This window comes from Methylocapsa acidiphila B2 (genome assembly GCF_000427445.1).
Lineage (GTDB): Bacteria > Pseudomonadota > Alphaproteobacteria > Rhizobiales > Beijerinckiaceae > Methylocapsa > Methylocapsa acidiphila.
This window is the reverse complement of the sequence record NZ_KE386496.1, coordinates 2,880,781-2,902,737: the sequence shown is the minus strand read 5'-3', so window position 1 is coordinate 2,902,737 and position 21,957 is coordinate 2,880,781. Positions and strand designations below refer to the sequence as shown.

Sequence of the window (21,957 nt, the reverse complement as noted above, 5' to 3'; positions counted from 1 at the left end):
CTGACGAAACGTCGCCGCGGCCGCGCGGAGCCAACTGGACAACACATGGTGCTTCGGAAACTCGCCTGCATCGCCCTCGACGCGCAGCCGCGCTGGATGCAGGAGAGAGAGCGCAAGCTCGCAGAGCGCCTGCTCAGGCGTCCGATCGATCCTTGGCGGCCGCTTGCGCCTGGAGATATTGTCGTCTGCGGGCTCATGGGGACGGCGTCCGGACTTGGGCAAGGCGCGCGACAGATGCTGAACATATTTCAGCAAATCAGCCTTCCTGCTTCGGCCGCGAACGCAAGCCGGCTCTTCGCCCTACTCGATGATTTCGCCGCCGGGCCTCTTTGGCCACCCGGCGCCGGCGCCGACGGCGTCGCGATCGTGCATGTCAATCCGCAAGATTTTCATCTCATCTCAGCCGCTCTTCGCCGCCAATTCTCGCGACGAAAGATCATCGCCTATTGGGCGTGGGAGCTCGAGACGGTTCCCGCGCAATGGGCTCGCGCGGCTGTTCAGGCGGACGAAATTTGGACGCCGAGCCGATTTGTGGCGGACGCGTTCCGGCGCGCCCTTCCCGACAAGCCTATTCATGTCGCGCCGCATTTCATCGACGTGGAGGCGACGCCTACGAGGCCGCGGAACGACCCGTTGCCGGCCTTCCGGGGTCGCGCCGTGGTCCTTTTCATGTACGACGTTCGGTCGGGACACGCGCGCAAGAACCCCGAAGCCGCGATCGAGGCGTTTCGGCGGGCCGCCGGCGACGATCCAACGGCGGTCTTGGTCATCAAGATCAGCAACGCCCATGTCTGGCCGGAATCGATGGCCCGGCTGCGGCGCGCCCTAGATCAATTAGCCAATGCGCATGTGATCAACGATCTCTCGAGCCAGGATCAACTGAAGGATCTCGTGGCGCGCGCCGACATAGTCCTGTCGCTGCATCGCTCGGAGGGGTTCGGATTCTTGCTCGCCGAGGCGATGGCGGCCGCGAAGCCGGTGATCGCGACGGGCTGGTCCGGCAATCTCGATTTCATGACGCCGGACAGCGGCATCCTCATCGATGCGGCCCTCGCTCCGGTCGTCGATCCTCAGCATGTCTATGAGGGCTTTGGGGCGGTTTGGGCGGAGCCTGACATCAACCGGGCGGCCCACGCGCTGCGGCGGCTTCTGAACGATCCGGGGGAGCGTCAGCGTCTCGGACGTGCGGCGCGGGCGCATGCGCTTGTCCACTTTTCAAAGGAAAGATGGCTCGCACAATTGCCTGCGAGCTTTTGGAGCTCCGTCGCCCGCGAGCCCCCGTCCCAATCAAACCAGACCGCACCGCTCTGGGAGGAGGGACAAGCGTTAGCTCGGCGCAATTAGCGCGCCCGAGCCCAAGCAGGGCTGGCTTCCTTCAGTTCGGCAAGGGCCGCGCTTTCAAAGCTCGATCCCAATCAAAGGCTTTGCTCAACCATAGCCCTGGGCTTTGCCGGATAGGACGGGCGCAATGCCTTGGTGAGGCCAAAGATCGTGATGAGGGTCAGGCCGTAGACAGCGAGCTGCATGCCGGACGGTTGATCCGAATAGCCGACCAACGTGTGCAGAACGCGGCCGAGCAGGCTTCTGTCCGACAAGATCCACGATGTGTCCCAGACGGTCCCTTCCCATGCGGTGGCGATTCCGGCTTGCTGAAGAAAAGCGACGGATTGGGCGGCGAGCCCAGCGGCCAGAAAGGTGATGAGCACCGTCGTGACGCCGAAAAGATAGCGGGCCGGAATCTTGACCAATCCGAAAAAGGTCAGAGCGGTGACGCCGCATCCGAGCAAGAGGCCGATGAGCCCGCCGACGAGGAGCCCCGAGTTCGTCGAATCTCCGGAGATGGTCAAGCCATAAAGAAAGAGCACAATTTCCGAGCCTTCGCGGAGCACAGCGACGGCGACCACGATCGCGACCGCCGCGAGCGAGCGCGAGCCTTTGGCCGCGGCATCGCCGACTTCCTTCATATGCGCCGCCATTTCGCGGCCGTGGCGCGCCATCCAGATATTATGCCAGGCGAGCATGACGACGGCGACCGCCAGCACGCCGGCGTTGAAAAGCTCCTGCCCGACGCCAGCCAGAGCGTTGGAGATCTGCTCCGCGAAAATGGCGAGCAGACCGGCGCCGGCGACGCCCGCCGCGACGCCCCCGGCGATCCAGAGGCCACGTCGCGGAACGCCGCGCGTCACGGCGAGAAGAATGCCGACGATAATGCCGGCCTCGAGCACTTCTCTGAAAACGATAATCAGCGCGCCAAGCATGGATTTCTTCTCATTGAACCACCAGGAAACCTTCAGTCGTATCTTCGTGATAATCGTCAAAGAACCGATAGCGCCCCGCAGGGAGCGGACGAATCTGGACTGTGATCGCGCCGCCGCCCGCGACGACCTTCTCGACGCGCATGGTCTTGCTCTCGAATTCGGCCGGCGTCGGGTCCAGATTTCTGATCTCGATCGTGATCGGCTTGCCGGCCGGCGCGCGCGCCTCCGCCGGCTGGAAGCGGTGATCCTTGATCGCAAGGCGCACGACCGCGGCGTCCTCGGCCGCGGCCGGAGCTATTCCGGCTATCGAAGCGACTAAGGCGAAGAGGCCGATCGCCGCCGCGCCGAAGCCGATCACAAATCCTTTTGAGGCGGAAGCCTTCATTTCTTTCAACTCCTCAACGTCACAGCCTCGGCCGAGCGAATAGTCAAGCGGAAAGCGACACCCGGTCACGTCGTCGCTCCCGCAACATAGTAAATGGGGCCTTCCAAAAACTCTGCGATTCCGCACCATGCTAAAATTCAAATTCGAGCTTCAGATTGGCGAGGTCGCGCTGGAAATTGGTGAGATCCAGAGCCCGGCCCTCGCCAGCGGCATGTCCCGCGACTTGCATGGAAAAGGCCGCGGCCAGCATGATCTTCGGGGTGAATTGGACATGCAAGGTCGGGCCCACATAGAGAGCGTTGCCGACAAAACTCTGCATGCCAAAGCCGTCGAAGGTGCGGTAATATTGGATCTCGCCGCCCAAGGTGACGGTCGGCGCGACGCGATAGGCCATGGCCGCCGTCAAGCCGATGTCGGAGCCTTGCTGCCATTTCGTCTCGCCGAATTCCCGGCCGTAGCCGAGCCCGTAGCTCAAATTGGCCGCCGCATAAAGCCGGTTGGGAATGAGCTCCGTGTCGGCGACGATCTTGAACTCTGTGCCGAAGTCCCGCGTCAAGGCGCCGCTGACGTCATCGACCCGCGACCATTCAGGCTCGATGTTGAAAGTGAGGCCGATCGGCGATCCAGGGCCGCGATCGAGGAGGGCGAACCTGAACTCTCCGGAAAGGCCGCTGAAATTGATGTCATGGTAGTTTCTATCGACCCCCTCGACGTAATTGACCGACTGGCCAAGGAGATGCGCCGAGAGCTCATAGCTGAAGAACTGGGTCGGCACGCCCTCGAGTTCGATCTCCTGCTCGATCGCGTTGAAGGAGCCGCCCCGCATCCGAAACGAGCCTGTGGTCTCGAATTCGACCGCTTGCTCGCCCTCGGCGCCGATGTCTGCGCCTTGGGTGAAGCCGAAGAGATATTTCGTCTCGAGCTCATGGTAGGGATCGATCGCCGGCGGGGCTGCGGTGGAAGGCGTCAAAGAGGCTCCATCCGCTGCGCGGGCCGGCTTTGCGCCAGCAGTGACGAAAGCTGCGAAAAGCGCAGCGCCCATAAAAGCCGCGCCAGCGCGCGGCCCGATGCAGAAAGAAGACATAGGGCCCCCTATTTGCCTGCGATCGACGCCAAGGCGTCATATTTCGGAGGTAAGCGCAAAAGACTTGCACACACAACCAATATTTCAAGTTTATATTCATTCTAAAATAAATATTCCCGGCATCTTCTAAGTAGAGTCGACCGTATTTTATAGTTATTTTAAATAAAAACTTGATATCCTATCGTGATAGCGCAACATCCGTCTCGGAGACGCTATGCGCCGCTCCTCATGAGAGCCCGCACGGCCCACGAGCGCTTGCCGGAAAAGCCTTTCAAAGTCGCGCTTCAGCAATTAGCATTGTCGCGCGTCGTCCCGCTCGGGCGAGGGCGCGCGGGAATTTCAGGCCGGTTGGAGGCGAGCATGACGTCGAGACGGATCGCGCGGGGGCTCGGAATGGCGGTCGCCTTCGCCGCCTTCGTGAGCAACGTTCTCCCTGCCGGCGCCGACAGTCTGGGTTTCAACGCCATTCCTTTCGGGCTCGGCGGCGCGCCGCTCAGCCCCGACGAGGCCCCCGAAAGCATCGGCGTTCCCTGCATGATCGGCGCGCCGCCCTGGTCGCCTCCGGTGACAGCCCAGACCTTGCCATGGCCCTCTGTCTGGCTCGGCCATTTTTCCGGCGGCAGGCCGGACCCGGTCTTCTATGGTCGCGTCGACTGGCGCGACGAGAAGGTCTGTTTCGCCTCTCGCGCGCAATGTCAGGCCTGGATCAATGAATTGCGCCGCGCCTATCATCGCCCGGAGGGCTGGTGGACCTGCCTGCTCCTGCGTTGAGCCAGCCGCCGCGCCCAAAATTAGCGCAGACTGATTGAAGATAGCCGTGCGGCGTCGATCCGCCCTTCCCATATTCGCTCGAAGCGGATCTTGACCGCGGGTCACGAGCCGAGCTGTTGGTCCGCGCGATTTTTTGTAGAATTGCCAGCGCAGGGGTCAGGCCCCGGGAGAATTTTCGAATGTTCGACGCCTTGAGACATTTCATCGCCGAAGTCGCAGGGACTGAAGGCGGCGACAGAGCCTTTAGCGAAGATGATTATCGGCTCGCCGCCGTGGCCTTGCTGGTTCACACCGCCAATGTGGACGGGCAGACGGATCTCGCCGAGCGCCGCCGCCTCACGGCGATCATTGAGGAGCGTTTCGGGCTCGACGCGAGCGCGGCCGCGGAGCTGATCCGGCAGGCCGAGCGGAGCGATCGCGACGCGGTTGATTTCTATCAGTTCACGAGCGTCCTGAAGCGCGCGCTCGACGAGGATGGACGGCTCAAGATCGTCGAGATGATGTGGGAGATCGCCTTCGCCGATGGCACGGCGGACGAGCTCGAGGAAAACACTATTTGGCGCGTGGCTGAGCTTCTCGGGGTGTCGACGCGCGACCGCGTCCTGCTGCGTCAGCGCGTCGGCGAGCGAGCGCCGGCCGAAGCCGAATTCCAAAGCCCGTGGTCGACGGCTCCGGCGAAGGGACGCGCATGAACTCTGGCCAGCCGCAACAGCGCCGCATCGCCCTGATCACCGGAGCCTCGGGCGGAATCGGCGCCGATCTCGCCCGCGTTTTGGCCCGCCATGGCCATGATCTCGCGCTTGTCGCGCGCAGCCGCGATAGGCTCGAAGCGCTCGCTGACGAGATCGCGGCGTCCGGCCGACCGCGCCCGATTGTTATCGCCCTCGATCTGGCCCGGCCCGGCGCGTCGCGCGAGGTCGCCGCTACGCTCGAAGCCTTCGACACATCGCTCGAAATTTTGGTCAACAATGCTGGATTTGGGCTCATCGGCGCCTTCGCCGAGCTCGACCCGGTCGAGCAGAGCGGGATCGTCGATCTCAACGTCCGGGCTCTTGTCGAGATGACCGCCCAATTCCTGCCAGAGATCCGCGCAGCCAAAGGCAAGATCCTGAACGTGGCGTCGGTCGTCTCCTATTTCCCGGGCGGACCGGGCATGGCGGTCTATTACGCCTCGAAGGCCTTTGTCCTCTCCTTCTCGCGGGCGCTTTGGCAGGAATTGCGCGCCGAGGGCGTCGTAGTAACGGCGCTGTGCCCCGGCGTCACGAAGACCGGGTTTCAGTCGCGCGCCGGATTCGGCCCGGAAACCGCCTTGAACTCTATGCCGGCGCAAAGCGCAGCCGAGGTCGCGGAAGTCGGCTATCGCGCATTGATGGCGGGGCGACGCGAGGCTGTTCCCGGATTATTGAATAAAATCACCGTTTTGGCCTTGCCCTTCCAGCCAAAAACACTGATCCTGCGAATCATAGCGATGTTGCAGCAAAAACACCGCGCGAGCGCCTAAAGCTCAGCTATATTTCATCAACTTGTGGACAATGCCGACTAATCTCTCACATTGCGGGAAGATTCTCGTCATCCTTCACCAGGAACATTCCTCTGCCGGCCGTTTCGGCAGGATCCTGCAAGCCCAAGGGCGCGAGCTCGACGTCAGGCGTCCGCGCTTCGGCGATCCGCTCCCCAAAACCTTGTCGGAGCATGACGGCGCGATCGTCTTCGGCGGCCCCATGAGCGCCAATGACGAGCACGCCTGGCTACGGCGAGAGATCGACTGGATCGGCGTCGCGCTGAAGGAGGAAAAGCCGTTTCTCGGCATTTGCCTCGGCGCGCAGATGCTGGCGCGGCATCTCGGCCATGGCGTCCGGCCGCATCCGCAAGGGCGGGTCGAGGTCGGCTACTACCCGATCCATCCGACCGAGCACGGGCATAGCTGCTGCGAGCGCCGCTTTCCCGATCGCGTCTATCAGTGGCATCGCGAAGGGTTCGATTTGCCGAAAGGCGCGACCTTGCTCGCCAAAGGCCAGGATTTCGAGGCCCAGGCGTTCCGCTTCGGTCGAACCGCCTATGGCTTCCAGTTCCATCCCGAGGTCACCTTCGGGATGATGTGCCTCTGGACGATGCGCGGCGCTTCGCGCCTCGCGGCGCCGGGCGCGCGCCCCCGCCACCGCCATCTCGAAGGCTGGCTTCGGCATGACGCCGCGGTCGCGCGCTGGTCCGACGCTTTTTTAAGAGCCTGGCTCGACGGCGGCCGCAAGGCGGCCTGACCCGTTGCGACAATGGGCGGGCGCCGAACCAAAGGAGCTTCCCATGTCCGAGCATAAAGCTACGATCCTATGGGCGCGCGACGGCGCCGACTTCGGTTACAAGACCTATAGCCGCAACCATATTTGGCGGTTCGAGAACGGCGTCGAGACGCCGGCCTCGGCGGCGCCCGCCTATCTCGGCGATCCGAGCCGGGTCGATCCGGAATCCGCTTTCGCGGCGGCGCTCGCAAGCTGCCATATGCTCACCTTCCTCGCGCTCGCCGCGAACCGCGGCTTTGTGGTCGAAAGCTACGAAGACGCCGCCACAGGCTTTCTGGAGAAGAACGCCGCCGGCAAGCTCGCCGTCACGCGCATCGAGCTGCGCCCGAAAATCGTCTTCAGCGGCGACAAGCGCCCGACGCAGGACGATCTCGATCGTCTACACGAGAAGGCGCACAGGGAATGTTTCATCGCCAATTCGGTGACGGCGGAAGTGAGGATTCTGCCGGAGCCTTGATCCGAACCGGCAATTCAGACCGGCACGCGGACCGTCGCCCGCAGCCCTCCTAAAGGGCTATCGCTCAAGCCGATGTCGCCGCCATGGGAACGGGCGATGTCGAGCGCGATGGCGAGGCCGAGGCCGGTCCCGCCCGAATCCTGGTTGCGCGATTCGTCGAGACGAACGAAGGGCCGGAAGACGTCCTCGCGCCACTCGGGCGCAATGCCCGGTCCATCGTCATCGACATGGATCGTCAGAAAGCGCTCGTCTCGGCACGCCTCGATCGAAACATGCTCGGCATGGCCTTGCGCATTGCCGATCAGATTCGACAAGCAGCGCTTGAAGGCGTCGGGCCTAATGGCCACGAGCGGATCGCCGCTGAAGGCGAGCTTGACGTCGCGGCCGCGCCGCTCGGATTCGAGGCGCAGATCCTCGAGAAAATCATGCATGTCGATCTCGACTGCGCCTTCGCCCGCCGCCCCGCGCGCGAAGGCGAGATAGGCTTCGAGCATGCGCTGCATCTCCTCGACGTCCTTTTGCAGATCCTGCGATTCGTCGCTCTCCGGCAGGAGGGCGAGGGAGAGCTTGAACCGCGTCAGGATGGTGCGAAGGTCGTGGCTCACGCCGCTGAGCATGGCGGTGCGCTGCTCGAAGGCGCGCTCGATGCGGCGCCGCATCTCAATGAAGGCGTAGCCGGCCTGGCGCACCTCTCGCGCGCCGCGCGGCCGGAACTCCGGATCACGCCCTTTGCCGAAAGCTTCCGCGGCGCCGGCCAGGAGAAGAATTGGCTTGATCTGATTGCGCAAAAAGGCGGTCGCGACCACGATCAAGACGAAGGACGTGCCGACCATCCAGAGCAGGAAAATATGCGAATTCGAGGCGTAGGCGGCGCTGCGATAGGCGACGACGCGCAAGATCGCGCCGTCGAGCATGATGCGGATCTCGATAAAGGTCGAGCGGCCGACCGTGTCGAGCCAGAAGGGTCGTCCGATCTGGCGCCGGATCTCATTGGACAGCGCCTGGTCGACGATCGGAAAAAAAGGCTTCGGCAAGACCGGCGGCAGGGGCTCCAACGGCAGAAATTCAATGTCGATCTTAAGGCGCTCCTGCGCGATCCGCACCAGCGCGCTGCGCGCCTTTTCGCTCGGGTCCGCCTTGTAAAGCTCGATGACCGCGGCGATGTCCTGGGTGAGCACGGTCGAGAGCCGCCGCGTGACGAGCTGCCAATGCCGCTCCATGAACACATAGGTGAGCACGCATTGGAGGATCACCATCGGAGCGATGACGATCAGCGCCGAGCGAGCGTAGAGCCCCTTCGGCAATATGGCCGCGAGCCAGCGCCAGAATCCCCGCCACCAGGAGCGGGGCTGCTCGAAGGCGGCTGAAAGGGAGAGGCTCAAAGGCGGCTCCAGATCGGCGGCGACTGCCGCCGGCTCAACGATCGACCAGCAGACGGTATCCCGCCCCGCGCGCCGTTTGCAAATGCAACGGATTGGCCGGATCGCGCTCGATCTTGCGACGTAGGCGATTGACCTGAACGTCGACGGTGCGCTCATTGCCGGGGGCGCCATGTCCCGCGAGCGCCTCGCGCGACACGGTCTCGCCGGCGTTTTCGGCGAGCAGCCTCAACATGTCGCGCTCCCGATCGGTCAGGCGCACGATCTCGTCGCGCTGGCGAAGCTCGCCCCGCTCGAGATCGAAGGTGAAGTCGCTGAACCGCACCACGGTCACTTGACCTTGCGCGGCGCGGGGCTGCGCGCGCCTCAGGATGGAGGCGATGCGCAGCGACAGCTCGCGCGGCTCGTAAGGCTTGCCAAGATAATCATCGACCCCGGCCTCGAAGCCCCGCACTCGGTCGATCGCCTCGGATCTGGCCGTCAACATCAGGATCGGAACATGCGCGAGCTCGGATGCGCCCTGGCGCAGTCTGGCCGCGAAATCGAACCCGTTCTCGCCCGGCATCATGACGTCGAGCACGATGAGGTCGAAGGCGAGGCTCTTGAGGCAGGCGAAGGCGTCGGCTGCATCGGCCGCCGTGGTGATTCGATAGCCTTGATCGGTCAAGAAGCGCGACAGCAAGGCGCGGATCCGGCGGTCGTCGTCGACGACCAAAAGATGCGCGGCGTCATCCGCAGGGGCGGCGCTGGACGAGCCGGCGATCTCGAGCGCAGTCACCTGCGTGGTCCCGGAGCCGCCAGGACCGGGCGCGCGCCAACGAGCGCCGCCACCTTGTCCCGCTCGCCGGCGTCGACCATGGCGAGAAGAAAATCGATCGCGTCCGCGCGCGCGCCGTCGCGCAAATGCGCAAATACGCGGGCGAACCGTCGCGATTGCAGACGCGCCACGTCGAGCGCCAAGGTTTTGCCTTGCGCGGTCGGAAATAATTGGCGCTGGCGGCGATCGTTCACGCCGGGCCGCGACTCGACATAGTCCTGATCGAGGAGATCCTTGAGCACGCGGTTGAGGCTTTGCTTGGTGATCTTCAAAATCTCGAGAAGTTCGGCGATCGTCAGCCCTGGCCGCCGGTTAACAAAATGCAAGACTCGATGATGCGCCCGGCCGAGCCCGAAATTCTCCAGAAGATGGTCGGCGTCGCCGACAAAATCCCTGTAGGCGAAAAACATGAGCTCAATCAGGTCGAACATAGGCTCGCCGGCGCCAACCACAGGATCAGCAATTCGTTGCGCCTCCTGCGCGGCGCCTTGAAGAGCCGTCCTTCTGGTCTGCGTCGAGTCCAAGTCAAGGCCCTTATGGCAGCATCGTTGACATATTTCAGGAAAATTGTTAGGCGTCAAGACGAAAGCAGGCTCAAGGGAGCTTTGCGAAGTCTTGCAGGATTTCGTGAGTCCGGCAATCCTGGACTGCAATGTTTTTGGGGCGAACGGCGACGCTTGTCCCCTATTGAATTGTTCGGAACTGGGAAAAGACGGTCTAGACGGGCGGGTTCGCGCGCTTCGATCAAGACCGCGGCCCACATGCCAAGCTCGAGGAGGAGCGATCCATGGCGGCTTTGCCATTCGACCAGCGCGACGGCTATATCTGGATGGATGGCGCCCTTGTCGCCTGGGCCGACGCCAAGCTGCATGTTCTATCGCACGGCCTCCACTACGCCTCCTCGGTGTTTGAGGGCGAGCGCGCCTATGGCGGCGTGATTTTCAAATCGACCGAACACTCCGAGCGCTTCAGGACCTCGGCGGAACTGCTCGATTTCGAGATTCCCTATTCGGTCGCCGAGCTGGACGCCATCAAGCGGCTGGTGGTGGAAAAAAACAATTTCCAGAATTGCTATGTCCGGCCGGTCGCCTGGCGCGGCAGCGAGATGATGGCCGTCGCGGCGCAAAACTCGACGATCCATGTCGCCGTCGCGGTCTGGGATTGGCCGAGCATGTTCGACATCGAGCAGAAGATGAAGGGCATCAGGCTCGACATCGCCGAATATCGCCGACCCGATCCCGCGACGGCGCCGAGCCGCGCCAAGGCCGCCGGCCTCTACATGATCTGCACGATCTCCAAACATCGCGCCGAGCGGCGCGGCTACGCCGACGCCATGATGCTCGACTGGCAGGGCCGCGTCGCCGAATGCACCGGAGCCAATATCTTCTTCTCGGTGAACGGCGCGCTGCACACGCCGATCGCTGATTGCTTCCTCGACGGCATCACAAGGCGCACGGTGGTCGACCTCGCCAAGCGGCGCGGCGTCGAGGTGATCGAGCGTCGGATCCTGCCGGAAGAGCTTGCCGGCTTCGAGGAATGCTTCATCTGCGGCACCGGCGCCGAAGTCACGCCGGTCTCCGAGATCGGCCCCTATAAATTCACGCCGGGCCAGATCTCGCGCGCGTTGATCGACGATTATTCCGCCGAAGTGCAGCCGAAGCAGAAGGCGGCTTGAGCGGGCGTCTTCTGCTCGACGCGTCGGCGCTTAGGAGATCAAGGGCATGATCGCGAAGGCGCTGGCGCAAGGCTTCAAAATTCTCTGCTATGTCGCGCTGGCTGTGCTCGCCGGCTCTTTGGCAATGGTCATCATCCTCGAATCGAGCGGGCTGTGCTCGGCGATCAACGAAGGCTTTGCGACCTGCAAGACGCCGGCCCTTGAAACTTTCGCCTACACGGCCGGGATGATCCCGGTGCTGAGTTCTTTCACGCTCTTCCCCTTGGTTTTCGCGATCGGCGGACTGATTTTTCTGCTGCGCGGATTGATCAAGCGCATTTGGCGGCATCGAACCAGCTGAGACGCAGCAGCGCCTCACCCCAAGATCAGATCCGCCGCCGCGCGCAAATCGTCGACGACGGCGGAGGGCGGCTCAGCGAGGCGGCCCTCGCATCCCGGACGATATTTGCCGGTGCGCACGAGAATGGCTGCGAGGCCTGCGGCCATAGCGCCGCCGACATCGGCTTCGGCGTCGTCGCCGATCATCACGGTCTCTTCCGGGCGAAGGCCCATGCTTTCGATCGCCAGCTTGAAGAAAGCGGGCGCAGGTTTGCCGAGCACGGTCGCCTCTCTGCCCGTCGCATATTCGAGCGCGGCGACAAAGCCGCCGAGATCGAGGCTCAACTCGCCGTCATGGTCGAGAAAATTGCGGTTTTTCGCCAAGGCGAGAAATTCCGCGCCATGATGAATCTTGCGATAGGCTAGGTTCAGGAGATCATAAGTAAAATACGCGCCCGCGTCGCCGATGACGACCGCCTCGGCGCCCCCTTCCACCAGGCCGGCGAAATCCTCCCGCAAATCCGGATGCACGACGAGAAACGGGGCGAGCCCCCGACGCTCGACCAATCCCCGCGCCAGGGCGGCGGGGGTGAATACGTCCTCGTTGCCGACGGCCAATCCGAGGCGCGCCAGATCCTCGACGATCCGGCGGCGCGGACGGCGCGTGGTGTTAGTGATGAATTTAAGCGGCAGGCCGGCGTCTCGAAACCGGCGGATCGCCTCGAGCGAGCCCGGCAAGGCGAGCTTGCCGACATAGACGACTCCGTCGAGATCGAGGAGCACGCCTTTGACCTCGCGCCAATTTCGCGTGCTCATCGCCAGCCGGGCCCAAAAACCAGCGTCATGCGGCGCGCTCGAGATCAGCCTTGACCGCCGCGAGAAAACGCGCGCCCTCACCGCCGGTCACGACGCGATGGTCGAAGGTGAGCGACAGAGGCAGCACGCGCCGCACCGCCGCTTGGCCGAGGCGCGCGACGACGCGCTGATCGACCCGGCCCGCGCCCAAAATCGCGACCTGCGGCGGGACCACGACGAGATAAGCGAAGCGGCCGCCGATCATGCCGAAATTCGAGAGCGTGATGGTCGCGCCGCGAAGCTCCTCAGGCGGGATCGCGCGCTTCGCCACGTCGGCGCGCAAACGGTCCAATCCGGCGCGGAGATCGCTCGGGTCGCGCGCGCCGACATTGCGCATGACCGGCACGATAAGGCCGCCTTCCGTATCGACCGCCACGCCGACGTCGATGCGCTCGATGAGCCGCCTTTCCTCTGCCTCGGCGCTGTACCAGGCGTTGAGCGCGGGCTCCGCCTTGCAGCCTGCCGCGAGGGCGCGGATGAGCCGCGTCGTGACGTCCTCGCCTTTCGCCCAATCGTCAATATCGGCCTCGTCCGTCACGCCCGCCGGAACCACGCTCGCATGCGCAGCCGCCATGCGCTGCGCCATCGCCCGCCGCATGCCGCGCAACGGCTCGGCGGGGCCGACATCGGCGACGGCCGCCGCGGCGCGCTCGACATCGGCCCGCGTGATCGATCCGCCCGGCCCTGTCGCCGGCACGAGGCTGAGGTCGACGTCGAGCTTGCGGGCGAGCGCCCGCACCGCCGGAAGGGCCTGAACGCCTTGCGAGCGCCCCGGCGCGCCAGGAGGCTCCGCCCGCTTCGCTTCGGGGGCCGCCAATTCGCCGACGACAGTGCCCGAATCCTGCTCCTTGCCCTCGGCGAATTCGACAAGCGGAGCTCCGACTTTCACAATGTCGCCCTTGACGCCGAAAAGCCGCAGGATGCGCCCGCTTGCGGGCGAGGGGACTTCGACCACCGCCTTGTCCGTCTCGACCGAGACGAGGGGCTGGTCGGCGACGACATGATCCCCTTCGGTGACATGCCAGCCGACGATCTCGGCTTCTTCGAGGCCTTCGCCGAGATCCGGCAGGAGAAATGCGCGCATGAACGGACCCGGTTTGCTTCAATTATACGCGCAGACCTTGCGCGCGGCGGCGGCGATCCGCTCGACGGACGGCATATAGCTCTGCTCGAGTCTCGGCAGCGGCATGACGGCGTCGTAGCCGGTCACGCGGAGGACGGGGGCGAGCAGGGACGCAAGCCCCCGCTCGGCGATACAGGCCGCGATCTCGGCGCCGAAGCCGCCAGTTCGGGCGGCCTCATGCACGATGACGCAGCGCCCGGTCTTTGCGACCGACGCCAGCACGGCCTCCTCGTCATAGGGCTTCAGCGTGGCGAGATCGATCACCTCAGCGCTCATTCCTTCGGCCGCCAGTTCCTCCGCCGCCGCCAGAGTCTCCCTCAGCATCGCGCCCCAGCTGATCAGCGTGACGTCGCGCCCCTCCCGCAAGACGAAGGCGACGTCGAGAGGCAAAGCCTCGCCATTGTCCTCGACCTCGGCCTTCACGGCGCGATAGATGCGCGTCGGCTCGAGAAAAACGACGGGATCCGGATCGCGGATCGCCGCGAGCAGCAGACCATAGGCGCGGTCGGGCGAGGAGGGTATGACCACCCGGAGCCCTGGAATATGGGCGAGCATGGCCTCCGCGCTCTCCGAATGATGCTCCGGCGCGCGAATGCCGGCCCCGAACGGCGCGCGCAGGACCATCGGGCAAGTGAGGCGCCCGAGCGTGCGGTTGCGCAACCTCGAGGCATGATTGGCGAGCTGATCGATGCACGGGTAAAAAAAGCCCATGAACTGGATCTCGCCGACGGGCTTCAAGCCCTGGGCCGCCATGCCGACGCAAAGACCGCCGATCAGCGCTTCCGACAGAGGCGTGTCAATCACGCGATCGGAGCCGAACCGGCTTTGCAGCCCAACGGTGGCGCGAAACACGCCGCCATTGACGCCGACATCCTCGCCGAGCAGGACGACGTCGGGATCGTCCGCCATGGCCCGGGCGAGCGCAAGATTGACGGCTTCGACAAGGGTCGCCTCAGGCATCGGAGGCTCCTTCGAGCTCTCGGCGCTGGCCGAGATAGGCGTGGGGAAGCTCGGCGTAGAGATGATCGAACATGGATGAAGGCGCGCGCGGCGGCGTCGCGAGATAGCTTGCGGCGGCCGCCTCGACGCGCGCCTGGCACTCGGAGGCCAGGCGCTCCTCGTCCTCTTTGCCCCAAGCCTTCTTGCCGACAAGATAGGCCCGAAGGCGCGCGATGGGCTCTTCCTTCCAGCGCGCCTGGACCTCTTCGGGCGACCGATAGCGCGCCGCGTCGTCCGCCGTCGTGTGGTCGCCGAGCCGATAGGTCAGGGCCTCGATGAGGAAAGGCCCCTCGCCGGCGCGGGCGGCCGCCAGGGCGCGCTCGGTCGCCGCGCGCACGGCGATGACGTCATTGCCGTCGACCTGCTCGCCGCCGAAGCCGGCGGCGATCGCCTTTTGCGCCAGGGTCTCGGAGGCCGTCTGCAATTTGCGCGGCACCGAGATGGCCCATTGATTGTTGCCGACGATGAAAACCACAGGCAGCTTCGCCACGCCGGCGAAATTCATCGCCTCCCACATGTCGCCCTTGGAGGTCGCGCCGTCGCCGCTCATGCACACCGCGACGCGCGGCTCTTTTCTGAGCTTGAACGCATAGGCGACGCCTGCCGCATGGGACGTCTGCGAGGCGACGGGGATGGAGAGCGGAAAATCCTGCTTAGGCCCGGAAAAGGCGTTGCCGCGCTCGTCGCCGCCCCAAAACAGCAGGATCTCCTCCATCTTGACGCCGCGCCAGAGTTGCGCCCCGGTGTTGCGATAGGATGGCAAGAGCACATCCTCCTCGCGCATCGCACTCGCGGCCCCGACAGAAACGGCTTCCTCGCCGAGCGAGACCGGATAGGTGCCGAGCCGTCCGGTCCGCTGCAGGGCGACGGCCTTCAGGTCGAAGGCGCGGGTGAGCGCCATGGCGCGCAAAAGAGAAATCAAGAGATCGACATTCGAGGCGAAAGCCGGCGGCCGGCCGTGAAGGACGCCGTCCGGCCCCAAATAGGCGCGCCGACGCAACTCGAAGCGCGCGATGACCGGAAGCTCTTCATCCATAAATGGCTTGTTCATGGTCCCGCCTTCCCGGCCGCGCCGCGCGAACCGGAGCTGAAGCCGCCGCCGAGCTCTTTGGTTTTTTCCTTTCTGCAACGCGCGGATTCGCAATCTGGTTGCGTGCCGCTTCCGTTCCGCTCGATCCCGCCGGGGAATTAAGGCGACAGCCACGCTCGGGCGGCGAAGCCCTCCTGCCAAGAGGTCCCGCTGATCTCGGCTGTCGCCGAGATCAGATTCTAAAATTGTTCAAAAGCGGCCAGGTCTGCGACGGCGTCAGCTTTTGGGCCTCGCTCGTCCTTCGAGACGCCATTTCTCTATTGCGCGGCGGAGGCGACGCTCGCTGCGTCCTCGGCCGGAAAGGCGAGCTCCCAGCCGCCGCCCAAAGCCTTGTAGAGCTGGACGAAATCGGTGGAGACGGCCGTCGCGCTCTGTGCGTGCTGAAGCTCGGCCTGCAACACCGTCCGCTGCGCGTCGAGCACGTTGAGGAAATCGCCCACGCCATTGTTATAGCGTGAGCGCGACAGCGACAGCGCCTGGCGCGAATGCTCGACCTGGGCCTTGAGCCGGGCGCGGCGCTCCTGCTCGGTTCGATAGGCGACCAAGGCGTTGACGACCTCGTGCCAGGCCTGGAGCACTGTCTTGTGATAAGCGATATAGGCTTCCTGCTGCTGCGCCTCCCCGAGATCCAGCGTGGATTTGAGGCGGCCGCCTTCGAAGATCGGAAGCGTGATGCTCGGGCCGAGCTGATATTGCAGCGAGCTGCCCTTCCACAGATTCTTCAGATCGAGCGCGTTGAAGCCGGCGCTGCCGTTGAATTTCACGCTCGGATAGAAATCGGCGACGGCGACCCCGATATTGGCTGTTGCGGCGTGCAGCTCGGCCTCGGCCCGACGAATGTCCGGACGCCGGCGCGCAAGCTCCGAGGGAAGGCCGACGGGCGCGCGCGGCGGCGTCGGAGGAATGGGCTTCGCCTTTGCAAGCTCGGCCTTCAAGGAGCCGGGCGGCTCGTCGAGGAGCAGGCTCAGGGCGTTGATATAGGCCGATTCCTGATTTTCTAAGCTCGGCAATTGAGCGCGCACGCTTTCGACCTGCGCGGCTGCATTCTCGACGTCGAGCCCTGTCGTCAGGCCCTTTTCCGCGCGGGTCCGCGTAAGCTGCAAGATGTCGTTCGAGCTCGCCAGATTGGCGTTGGCGATGGCGATCTGCGTCTGCACCCCGCGCAGCTCGACATAATCGCGCGCGACCTCCGCGAGAGTCGCGACAAGGGCGTCGCGGCGCTGGTACTCGGAGCTCTCCACTTCGGCTTCAGCGGCCTCAACCTGGCGCCGGACATGTCCCCAGAGGTCGATCTCCCAGGACGCGTCGAAGCCGACCTGGTAGACGCTGACCGGCGGCACATGAATGGGCTGGCCGGTGAAGCCGCTGGCCAGGCTCAGGACGCCGTTCTCGCTATATTGCTCGCGCTGATAGGACGGCGAGGCGTTGATTGTCGGAAACAAGGCCGACGCCGTCACGCCGCGCTGAAAGCGGCTTTCGGCGAGCCTGATGCTGGCCGTTCGCACGTCGAGATTGACGCGCGCAGCCTTGTCAGCGAGCGTGCTCAACGCGCGATCGTTGAATTTGTCCCACCATCTCGGATCGACCTGCGCGAAATTGCTCCGGGTCGGACCGCCTGGGGGAAGGCCCGTCTCCGTCGCCGAACTCGGCGGACCGAAGAAAGACGCCTGCGGCAGATGCGGATCGGGAGACATGAAATCCGGGCCGACCGAGCAGCCTGCGGCCGCAAGCATGGACGCGAGCGCCAAGGCGCCCAAGAGGGCGCGCTTCGGGCGATCCGCGCGGCGTGAAGGCTGACCGAGATTCATCGATTTGAGGCCTAATGAACAGCGGCGGCGCCGCCGCCTTTGCCGCCGGAAAGCAGGAGGCAGAAAGGCGCCACCGCAAACGCCACAAGGCCGGCGTAGAAGAAGACGTCAGAGTAGGCGAGGACCGCCGCCTGCGCTTGAAATGCCTGATAGACCTTGCCGACCGCGGCGTCATGCGCGGAATGGGCCGCCTCTCCCATCGCGATCAGCGCCTTTTCGTAGCGCTCGACAAGATCGTTGTAGGGCTGATGGAAAGGCGTCGCCCATTGCGAGAGATAGGCCTGGTGGATTTGCCCGCGCTCGATGATCATGCTGCTCGCGAGCGCGATTCCGATCGAGCCGAAGACATTGCGGAACATGACGAAAAGCGCGGTCGCGTCGCCGTTCAGCTCGCGCGGCAAGGTCGTGTAGGCGATCGTGCTAACCGGCACGAAAAGAAAGGCGAGGCCCGCCGTTTGCGCCGCCCGCATCAAGACCAGCGTGTTGAAATCGATGCTCAGGGTAAGTTTGCTCGAATAGATGAAGGCCGCGCCCATGATCAGGAACCCGACCGCAATCAGAATCCGGGTCTGGACATATCGCATCAGTCTGGTGACGATCGGGATCAGGATAATGATCGCGACGCCGCCCGGCGAGAGGATAAGCCCGGACCAAGTCGCGTCATAGCCAATCAACGACTGGCTGAATTGCGGAATGACGACCGCGCCGGCGTAGAGAATGCCTCCCGTGGCCGCGATGCAAACGCATCCCATCGCGAAATTGCGATCCTTGAACACTTCGAGCGAAACGATCGGTTTTCTCGCCGTGAGAAGCCAGCCGATCGCGCCCAATATGCCGATCCCCGCCAGCACGGCCGTGATCTGGATAAAGCGCGAGCTGAACCAGTCCTCGTCCTCGCCGCGATCAAGCGTGAGCTGCAGACAGCCGAGGCCGAGCACGATCAGGAACAGGCCGATGAAGTCGATATGGCGCGCCACTTTCTTGGCCCATGGCGGATCCTCGACGAGGACCGAGATGAAAAAGAACGCAATCGCGCCGACCGGAAGGTTTATGAAGAAGATCCAGCGCCAATTGTAGATGTCGGTGATGTAGCCGCCCAAGGTCGGTCCGAGCACTGGAGCGACGATGGTCGCGATGGCGGTGACGCCAAAGGCCGCGCCGCGCCGATGCGGCGGGAATGTGTCCAGAATGATGGATTGCTGACTCGGCTGCATGCCGCCGCCGAAAAATCCTTGCAGCAACCGGAAGGCGACGAGCTGCGTCAGGCTGGTCGCGATCCCGCAAAGGAACGAGCAGACGGTGAACATGGCGACGCAGATCAGGAAATAACGCTTGCGCCCGATGACGGAGGCTAGCCAGCCCGAGATCGTCAGCACAATGCCATTGGCGACCAAATAGGACGTGAGCGCCCAGGTCGCCTCGTCATTGCTCGCCGACAGGCTGCCGGCGATATGCGGCAGCGCAACATTGACGATCGTCGTGTCCAGGATCTCCATGAAGGCCGCGAGCGTCACGACAACGGCGATCGCCCAGGGATTATGCGCTGGCTTCCACTGTTCCGCGTCGGCCGCCGCCGCCGTCTCGCTCATTTGATCATGACCTTTGGAGCCACGGAGAGGCCGAGCGGAAGCGGAATCGCCGGATCGAGGCCGCTTTCTATGACGATCTTGACCGGCACGCGCTGCACGATCTTGACGAAATTGCCGGTGGCGTTCTCCGGCGGAAAGGCAGTGAATTTCGAGCCCGATCCGAGCTGGATGCTGTCGACGCGACCCTTGAGATCGAGGCGCGGATAGGCGTCCACACCGATCTTCACCGGCTGGCCGGGGCGAATGCCGTTAAGCTGCGTCTCCTTGAAATTTGCCGTCACCCAAACCTCCGGCGAGACGATCGAGAAGATCTGCTGGCCGGGCGTGACATAAGTGCCGAGCTCGACATTGCGCTTGGTGATCCAGCCGTCTTGCGGCGCCCTCACGACCGTCCACTCGAGATTCAAATTCGCCTGATCGAGCTTCGCCTGCGCCTGCTCGACCTGGCCGCCGAGTTGATGGACCTCCGTGTCCGCCTGGCCGATGCGTTCGGGCGCGGGTTCATTTTGAAGGACCTGCGCCTCGGCGAGGCGCACCTGGGCCTGCGCCTGGCGCAGCGCCGCCGTCGCGGCGTCCACCTCTTGCTGAGTCGTCGCTTGTTTGGGAAGGCTTCGCTGGCGTTGGTAATCGGCCTGCGCCTTGACTTCCGCGGCCTGCGTCGCTGCGAGCTGGGCTCGGGCCTGCTCGAGAAGGGCCGGGAAATTCTTGCGGGCGATTTCGGCGCCGAGCCTTTGGCCGGCGAGCTGCGCCTTGGCGACGTCGAGGGCGCCTTGAGCCGACTCGCGATCGTTCACATATTGGCGCGGATCGATATGGATCAGCGGATCGCCCTTGCGGACGAACTGATTGTCCGTGACGTCGAGCGACATCACTTGCCCCGAGATTTGCGGCGCGATCGTCACGGCGCGGCCGTCGATGAAGGCGTCGTCGGTCGAAACGACATTGCGCGACGTCAGCCAAAAATAGCCGATGACTGCGACAAGCACGGCGGCGCCGACGATCGCCGCGCGCTGCACGAAAGGCCGCCGGCCCTTTCGGACGGCTTCAGCATCCGCGGCGCCCGAAGGCGCGCTTTTCTTAGGCGCCGGCTCGCGCGCCACATCGCCGCCATCCTGGTCCGATAGCCCATCGCTCATGGTTTTGGCCGCCTGTTGAGTCCATTGAAGGGCGGCCGTACGATAGCGCGGCGAAATCCTCCTTGTGATGGGGGAAGGCGCATGTCGACGTCACTCCGAACTAAGCGAACCTGTGAGTACGGTTATATTCAGGATTACAATGTGTCAACGTTCTTGAAGGAATACGTTTGCCGCCGCGTGCCGCGCGGCGAGAAGCGCCGAGACGAGATTGCAGCCGTCGCGGAGCGGATATTTATCGAGCGCGGCTACTCCGAAACGACGATGCAAATGATCGCGGCCGAGGCCGGGGCCTCCAAGGAGACGCTCTACCGGCATTTCGGCAGCAAGGACGCCTTGATGGCCGAGATCATGCGCAATTGCGCGGCGCAAATCCTCGGCGAAGTGGACGGCGAATTGCCCGCCGAACGCCCGGCGCGCGAGACCTTGCTCAGCGTCGGCCGCAATCTGCTGCAATGCCTGTTTGGACAGAATTCGCTGTCCATGCTTCGCATCGTGCTTCGCGAGGGCGCGCGCTCCCCCGGGCTCGGCGAGCTTTTCTATGCGCAGGGCCCGGAGCATGTCTCGGCGCAGCTCGCGGGCTACCTGGCCGCCGCGACGAGACGCGGCGAGCTTTCCTGCCCGGACGCCGAACTCGCAGCGAGGCTTTTTCTCGGCGCTGTCGTCGCCAACCGCGTCATCCAGGAGCTTGTCGCGCCGGGACGGGACGATTTCTGCGAGGCGAAGATCGAAGCCCATGTCGAGGAGGCCGTCAGCCTTTTTCTCTCTCGCTACGGCTGCGCCGGTCCATCCTCCAAGGCGTAAGCGCCGCGCGGCCTGAACCAACGCGCCGAAGTGAAGAGAGGAAAGGAATGAAATGACGAGCTTGATCGAGGAAAGCGAGGCCTCGGCTGAGGTGCGCGCGGTCTATGAGGACATCAAGGCAACTCGCCAAATCGACTGGATCAACAATTTCTGGAAGGCCCTCGCCGTCCATCCGCCGACCTTGAGGCGCATGTGGGCGACGATCAAGGAGGTCATGGCCCCCGGCGCGCTCGACCCCTTGACCAAGGAAATGATCTATATCGCCGTCAGCGTCACCAATAATTGCCCCTATTGCATCGCCTCCCACACGGCGGCCGCGCGCGCCAAGGGCATGACCGACGCGCAACTCGCCGAGCTGCTCGCGGTGACGGGCGTCGCCAACGAGACCAATCGTCTGGCGAACGGCTATCGGACGCCTGTGGATGAGCGATTTCTAAACGCTTGACAGCGTCGCCGGCTGCATCACGCCCAATCCCCCGCCATAGACGCCGCGCGTTTGGCTCTGAACATGCATAGCCGCGCTGGCGGCCCAGCTGTCGCGAACCCTTCCATACGCATGAGATAGGGTTGCGGCGCCGGTTCATGCATGAAAGCGCGCGGGCATGGCAGACATAGAGGAATGGGTCGTCTGGAATGGCTCCTTGGGAATCCTCGATAAAGTGACGATCGGCCATGTCGAGGCAGGCGAAGGCGGCAGAAGCGCTTTTCTCGCGCCGCCCTATGGCGTCGTCGGGCCGTTCAATCTCGACGAGCTCGAAGCGGAGGGCCGGATCGCCTTTGGCGCATGTCTCGTCATGTCCCGGCGGAAATGGACCGAGGATCAAGTCAAACTGCGCCTCGAGGCGCGAGAAAAGCGCCGGGCCTTCTTGTTGCGGATGGATTTCTCCGACGACGATCAGGCCCATCGCGAAGTCCTGAACCTGCCGATGGAGGGCGCTCTCGAGCCGTCGGAAATCCGAGCCGCCTTCCGCCGGCTCGCCAAGACCGCGCATCCAGACGCAGGCGGCAGCGATGAAGATTACCGTCGCATCACGGAGGCGCGGGACGCTCTGCTCGACCAATTCGCAAGCGCCTCATAGGCTTGCGCGGGTTTTGTTTCAAACGTGCATGTTTTT

The 21,957-nt window shown here is 64.0% G+C and carries 24 protein-coding genes; 11 read left to right on the top strand and 13 right to left on the bottom strand.

Annotated elements, in window-relative coordinates; genetic code table 11:
* Window positions 1-45: 45 nt before the first annotated feature.
* Entirely contained in the window at window positions 46-1,344 is a 1,299-nt protein-coding gene (locus tag METAC_RS24055; protein WP_051335630.1) for a glycosyltransferase family 4 protein, read from the top strand.
* Between the two features lie 71 nt (window positions 1,345-1,415).
* On the opposite strand, the gene METAC_RS0116180 is transcribed toward METAC_RS24055, so the two are convergent.
* The 3 genes from METAC_RS0116180 to METAC_RS24050 all read right to left on the bottom strand — a co-directional run bounded on the left by METAC_RS0116180 (window position 1,416) and on the right by METAC_RS24050 (window position 3,613).
* Complete coding sequence (locus METAC_RS0116180) at window positions 1,416-2,258, bottom strand: FTR1 family iron permease (RefSeq protein WP_026607851.1); 843 nt, start codon at window positions 2,256-2,258, stop codon at window positions 1,416-1,418.
* A 10-nt stretch (window positions 2,259-2,268) separates the two neighbouring features.
* Window positions 2,269-2,643, bottom strand: coding sequence for a cupredoxin domain-containing protein (locus METAC_RS0116175; protein ID WP_084144034.1), 375 nt, complete (start codon window positions 2,641-2,643; stop codon window positions 2,269-2,271).
* Window positions 2,644-2,773: 130 nt separating this feature from the next.
* Window positions 2,774-3,613, bottom strand: a complete 840-nt coding sequence (locus METAC_RS24050; protein ID WP_198017235.1) for a transporter — start codon at window positions 3,611-3,613, stop codon at window positions 2,774-2,776.
* A 474-nt stretch (window positions 3,614-4,087) separates the two neighbouring features.
* Here METAC_RS24050 and METAC_RS0116165 point away from each other — a divergent pair, with 474 nt between their 5' ends.
* The 5 genes from METAC_RS0116165 (at window position 4,088) to METAC_RS0116145 (ending at window position 7,252) form a co-directional block, all read left to right on the top strand.
* Window positions 4,088-4,498 (top strand): hypothetical protein, encoded by a 411-nt coding sequence (locus tag METAC_RS0116165; RefSeq protein WP_156898251.1) that lies wholly within the window; start codon window positions 4,088-4,090, stop codon window positions 4,496-4,498.
* A 179-nt stretch (window positions 4,499-4,677) separates the two neighbouring features.
* The gene (locus METAC_RS0116160) at window positions 4,678-5,190 is read left to right on the top strand and encodes a tellurite resistance TerB family protein (RefSeq protein ID WP_026607848.1); all 513 of its coding nucleotides are present in this window, start codon (window positions 4,678-4,680) and stop codon (window positions 5,188-5,190) included.
* Window positions 5,187-5,999: an SDR family NAD(P)-dependent oxidoreductase gene (locus tag METAC_RS0116155; RefSeq protein WP_036256674.1), complete on the top strand. Its 813-nt coding sequence runs from the start codon at window positions 5,187-5,189 to the stop codon at window positions 5,997-5,999. The genes METAC_RS0116160 and METAC_RS0116155 overlap by 4 nt, the downstream gene beginning before the upstream one ends.
* Window positions 6,000-6,030: 31 nt before the next feature.
* Window positions 6,031-6,756: a glutamine amidotransferase gene (locus METAC_RS0116150; protein WP_026607846.1), complete on the top strand. Its 726-nt coding sequence runs from the start codon at window positions 6,031-6,033 to the stop codon at window positions 6,754-6,756.
* A 43-nt stretch (window positions 6,757-6,799) separates the two neighbouring features.
* On the top strand, window positions 6,800-7,252 hold the full coding sequence (locus METAC_RS0116145; protein WP_026607845.1) for an OsmC family protein: 453 nt from the start codon (window positions 6,800-6,802) through the stop codon (window positions 7,250-7,252).
* Window positions 7,253-7,266: 14 nt separating this feature from the next.
* Here the strand turns inward: METAC_RS0116145 and METAC_RS0116140 are convergent, their stop codons facing one another.
* From METAC_RS0116140 to METAC_RS26530, 3 genes are read right to left on the bottom strand one after another with little or no spacing between them, the layout of a single operon-like run.
* Window positions 7,267-8,634, bottom strand: coding sequence for an ATP-binding protein (locus tag METAC_RS0116140; RefSeq protein ID WP_026607844.1), 1,368 nt, complete (start codon window positions 8,632-8,634; stop codon window positions 7,267-7,269).
* A gap of 34 nt (window positions 8,635-8,668) precedes the next feature.
* Entirely contained in the window at window positions 8,669-9,409 is a 741-nt protein-coding gene (locus METAC_RS0116135; protein ID WP_051335628.1) for a response regulator, read from the bottom strand.
* On the bottom strand, window positions 9,406-9,879 hold the full coding sequence (locus METAC_RS26530) for a MarR family winged helix-turn-helix transcriptional regulator (RefSeq protein ID WP_156898249.1): 474 nt from the start codon (window positions 9,877-9,879) through the stop codon (window positions 9,406-9,408). Before METAC_RS26530 ends, METAC_RS0116135 begins: the two co-directional genes overlap by 4 nt.
* Before the next feature lie 356 nt (window positions 9,880-10,235).
* On the opposite strand from METAC_RS26530, the gene METAC_RS0116125 reads away from it, so the two are divergent.
* Window positions 10,236-11,123 carry a branched-chain amino acid aminotransferase gene (locus METAC_RS0116125; protein WP_026607842.1) on the top strand — a complete coding sequence of 296 codons (888 nt, stop codon included), beginning with the start codon at window positions 10,236-10,238 and terminating at the stop codon, window positions 11,121-11,123.
* A 46-nt stretch (window positions 11,124-11,169) separates the two neighbouring features.
* Window positions 11,170-11,463, top strand: coding sequence for a hypothetical protein (locus METAC_RS0116120; protein ID WP_026607841.1), 294 nt, complete (start codon window positions 11,170-11,172; stop codon window positions 11,461-11,463).
* Window positions 11,464-11,477: 14 nt separating this feature from the next.
* Here METAC_RS0116120 and METAC_RS0116115 read toward each other — a convergent pair whose 3' ends face one another.
* From METAC_RS0116115 to METAC_RS24035, 7 genes are all read right to left on the bottom strand, one after another.
* Window positions 11,478-12,257, bottom strand: coding sequence for a TIGR01458 family HAD-type hydrolase (locus METAC_RS0116115; protein ID WP_026607840.1), 780 nt, complete (start codon window positions 12,255-12,257; stop codon window positions 11,478-11,480).
* 25 nt (window positions 12,258-12,282) lie between these two features.
* Entirely contained in the window at window positions 12,283-13,380 is a 1,098-nt protein-coding gene (locus tag METAC_RS0116110) for a dihydrolipoamide acetyltransferase family protein (RefSeq protein ID WP_026607839.1), read from the bottom strand.
* 18 nt (window positions 13,381-13,398) lie between these two features.
* A complete protein-coding gene (locus METAC_RS0116105) occupies window positions 13,399-14,379 on the bottom strand; it encodes an alpha-ketoacid dehydrogenase subunit beta (protein ID WP_026607838.1) in 981 nt (326 codons plus the stop codon).
* The gene (pdhA, locus tag METAC_RS0116100; protein WP_051335866.1) at window positions 14,372-15,469 is read right to left on the bottom strand and encodes a pyruvate dehydrogenase (acetyl-transferring) E1 component subunit alpha; all 1,098 of its coding nucleotides are present in this window, start codon (window positions 15,467-15,469) and stop codon (window positions 14,372-14,374) included. The genes METAC_RS0116105 and pdhA overlap by 8 nt, the downstream gene beginning before the upstream one ends.
* A 296-nt stretch (window positions 15,470-15,765) precedes the next feature.
* Window positions 15,766-17,316: an efflux transporter outer membrane subunit gene (locus METAC_RS24040; RefSeq protein WP_051335626.1), complete on the bottom strand. Its 1,551-nt coding sequence runs from the start codon at window positions 17,314-17,316 to the stop codon at window positions 15,766-15,768.
* Between the two features lie 11 nt (window positions 17,317-17,327).
* Window positions 17,328-18,905 (bottom strand): DHA2 family efflux MFS transporter permease subunit, encoded by a 1,578-nt coding sequence (locus METAC_RS0116090; protein WP_026607836.1) that lies wholly within the window; start codon window positions 18,903-18,905, stop codon window positions 17,328-17,330.
* Window positions 18,902-20,041 (bottom strand): HlyD family secretion protein, encoded by a 1,140-nt coding sequence (locus tag METAC_RS24035; RefSeq protein WP_084143705.1) that lies wholly within the window; start codon window positions 20,039-20,041, stop codon window positions 18,902-18,904. Before METAC_RS24035 ends, METAC_RS0116090 begins: the two co-directional genes overlap by 4 nt.
* Window positions 20,042-20,182: 141 nt before the next feature.
* Here METAC_RS24035 and METAC_RS0116080 point away from each other — a divergent pair, with 141 nt between their 5' ends.
* The 3 genes from METAC_RS0116080 to METAC_RS0116070 all read left to right on the top strand — a co-directional run bounded on the left by METAC_RS0116080 (window position 20,183) and on the right by METAC_RS0116070 (window position 21,921).
* Entirely contained in the window at window positions 20,183-20,842 is a 660-nt protein-coding gene (locus METAC_RS0116080; RefSeq protein WP_198017234.1) for a TetR/AcrR family transcriptional regulator, read from the top strand.
* 52 nt (window positions 20,843-20,894) lie between these two features.
* A complete protein-coding gene (locus METAC_RS0116075; RefSeq protein ID WP_026607834.1) occupies window positions 20,895-21,287 on the top strand; it encodes a carboxymuconolactone decarboxylase family protein in 393 nt (130 codons plus the stop codon).
* Between the two features lie 157 nt (window positions 21,288-21,444).
* On the top strand, window positions 21,445-21,921 hold the full coding sequence (locus METAC_RS0116070; protein ID WP_026607833.1) for a J domain-containing protein: 477 nt from the start codon (window positions 21,445-21,447) through the stop codon (window positions 21,919-21,921).
* Window positions 21,922-21,957 lie beyond the last annotated feature (36 nt).

Coding starts and splice junctions, on each gene's coding strand:
- METAC_RS24055 (WP_051335630.1), top strand. CDS start 46: ATGGTGCTTCGGAAACTCGCCTGCATCGCCCTCGACGCGCAGCCGCGC.
- METAC_RS0116180 (WP_026607851.1), bottom strand. CDS start 2,258: ATGCTTGGCGCGCTGATTATCGTTTTCAGAGAAGTGCTCGAGGCCGGC.
- METAC_RS0116175 (WP_084144034.1), bottom strand. CDS start 2,643: ATGAAGGCTTCCGCCTCAAAAGGATTTGTGATCGGCTTCGGCGCGGCG.
- METAC_RS0116165 (WP_156898251.1), top strand. CDS start 4,088: ATGACGTCGAGACGGATCGCGCGGGGGCTCGGAATGGCGGTCGCCTTC.
- METAC_RS0116160 (WP_026607848.1), top strand. CDS start 4,678: ATGTTCGACGCCTTGAGACATTTCATCGCCGAAGTCGCAGGGACTGAA.
- METAC_RS0116155 (WP_036256674.1), top strand. CDS start 5,187: ATGAACTCTGGCCAGCCGCAACAGCGCCGCATCGCCCTGATCACCGGA.
- METAC_RS0116150 (WP_026607846.1), top strand. CDS start 6,031: ATGCCGACTAATCTCTCACATTGCGGGAAGATTCTCGTCATCCTTCAC.
- METAC_RS0116145 (WP_026607845.1), top strand. CDS start 6,800: ATGTCCGAGCATAAAGCTACGATCCTATGGGCGCGCGACGGCGCCGAC.
- METAC_RS26530 (WP_156898249.1), bottom strand. CDS start 9,879: ATGTTCGACCTGATTGAGCTCATGTTTTTCGCCTACAGGGATTTTGTC.
- METAC_RS0116125 (WP_026607842.1), top strand. CDS start 10,236: ATGGCGGCTTTGCCATTCGACCAGCGCGACGGCTATATCTGGATGGAT.
- METAC_RS0116120 (WP_026607841.1), top strand. CDS start 11,170: ATGATCGCGAAGGCGCTGGCGCAAGGCTTCAAAATTCTCTGCTATGTC.
- METAC_RS0116115 (WP_026607840.1), bottom strand. CDS start 12,257: ATGAGCACGCGAAATTGGCGCGAGGTCAAAGGCGTGCTCCTCGATCTC.
- METAC_RS0116110 (WP_026607839.1), bottom strand. CDS start 13,380: ATGCGCGCATTTCTCCTGCCGGATCTCGGCGAAGGCCTCGAAGAAGCC.
- METAC_RS0116105 (WP_026607838.1), bottom strand. CDS start 14,379: ATGCCTGAGGCGACCCTTGTCGAAGCCGTCAATCTTGCGCTCGCCCGG.
- pdhA (WP_051335866.1), bottom strand. CDS start 15,469: ATGAACAAGCCATTTATGGATGAAGAGCTTCCGGTCATCGCGCGCTTC.
- METAC_RS24040 (WP_051335626.1), bottom strand. CDS start 17,316: ATGAATCTCGGTCAGCCTTCACGCCGCGCGGATCGCCCGAAGCGCGCC.
- METAC_RS0116090 (WP_026607836.1), bottom strand. CDS start 18,905: ATGAGCGAGACGGCGGCGGCGGCCGACGCGGAACAGTGGAAGCCAGCG.
- METAC_RS24035 (WP_084143705.1), bottom strand. CDS start 20,041: ATGAGCGATGGGCTATCGGACCAGGATGGCGGCGATGTGGCGCGCGAG.
- METAC_RS0116075 (WP_026607834.1), top strand. CDS start 20,895: ATGACGAGCTTGATCGAGGAAAGCGAGGCCTCGGCTGAGGTGCGCGCG.
- METAC_RS0116070 (WP_026607833.1), top strand. CDS start 21,445: ATGGCAGACATAGAGGAATGGGTCGTCTGGAATGGCTCCTTGGGAATC.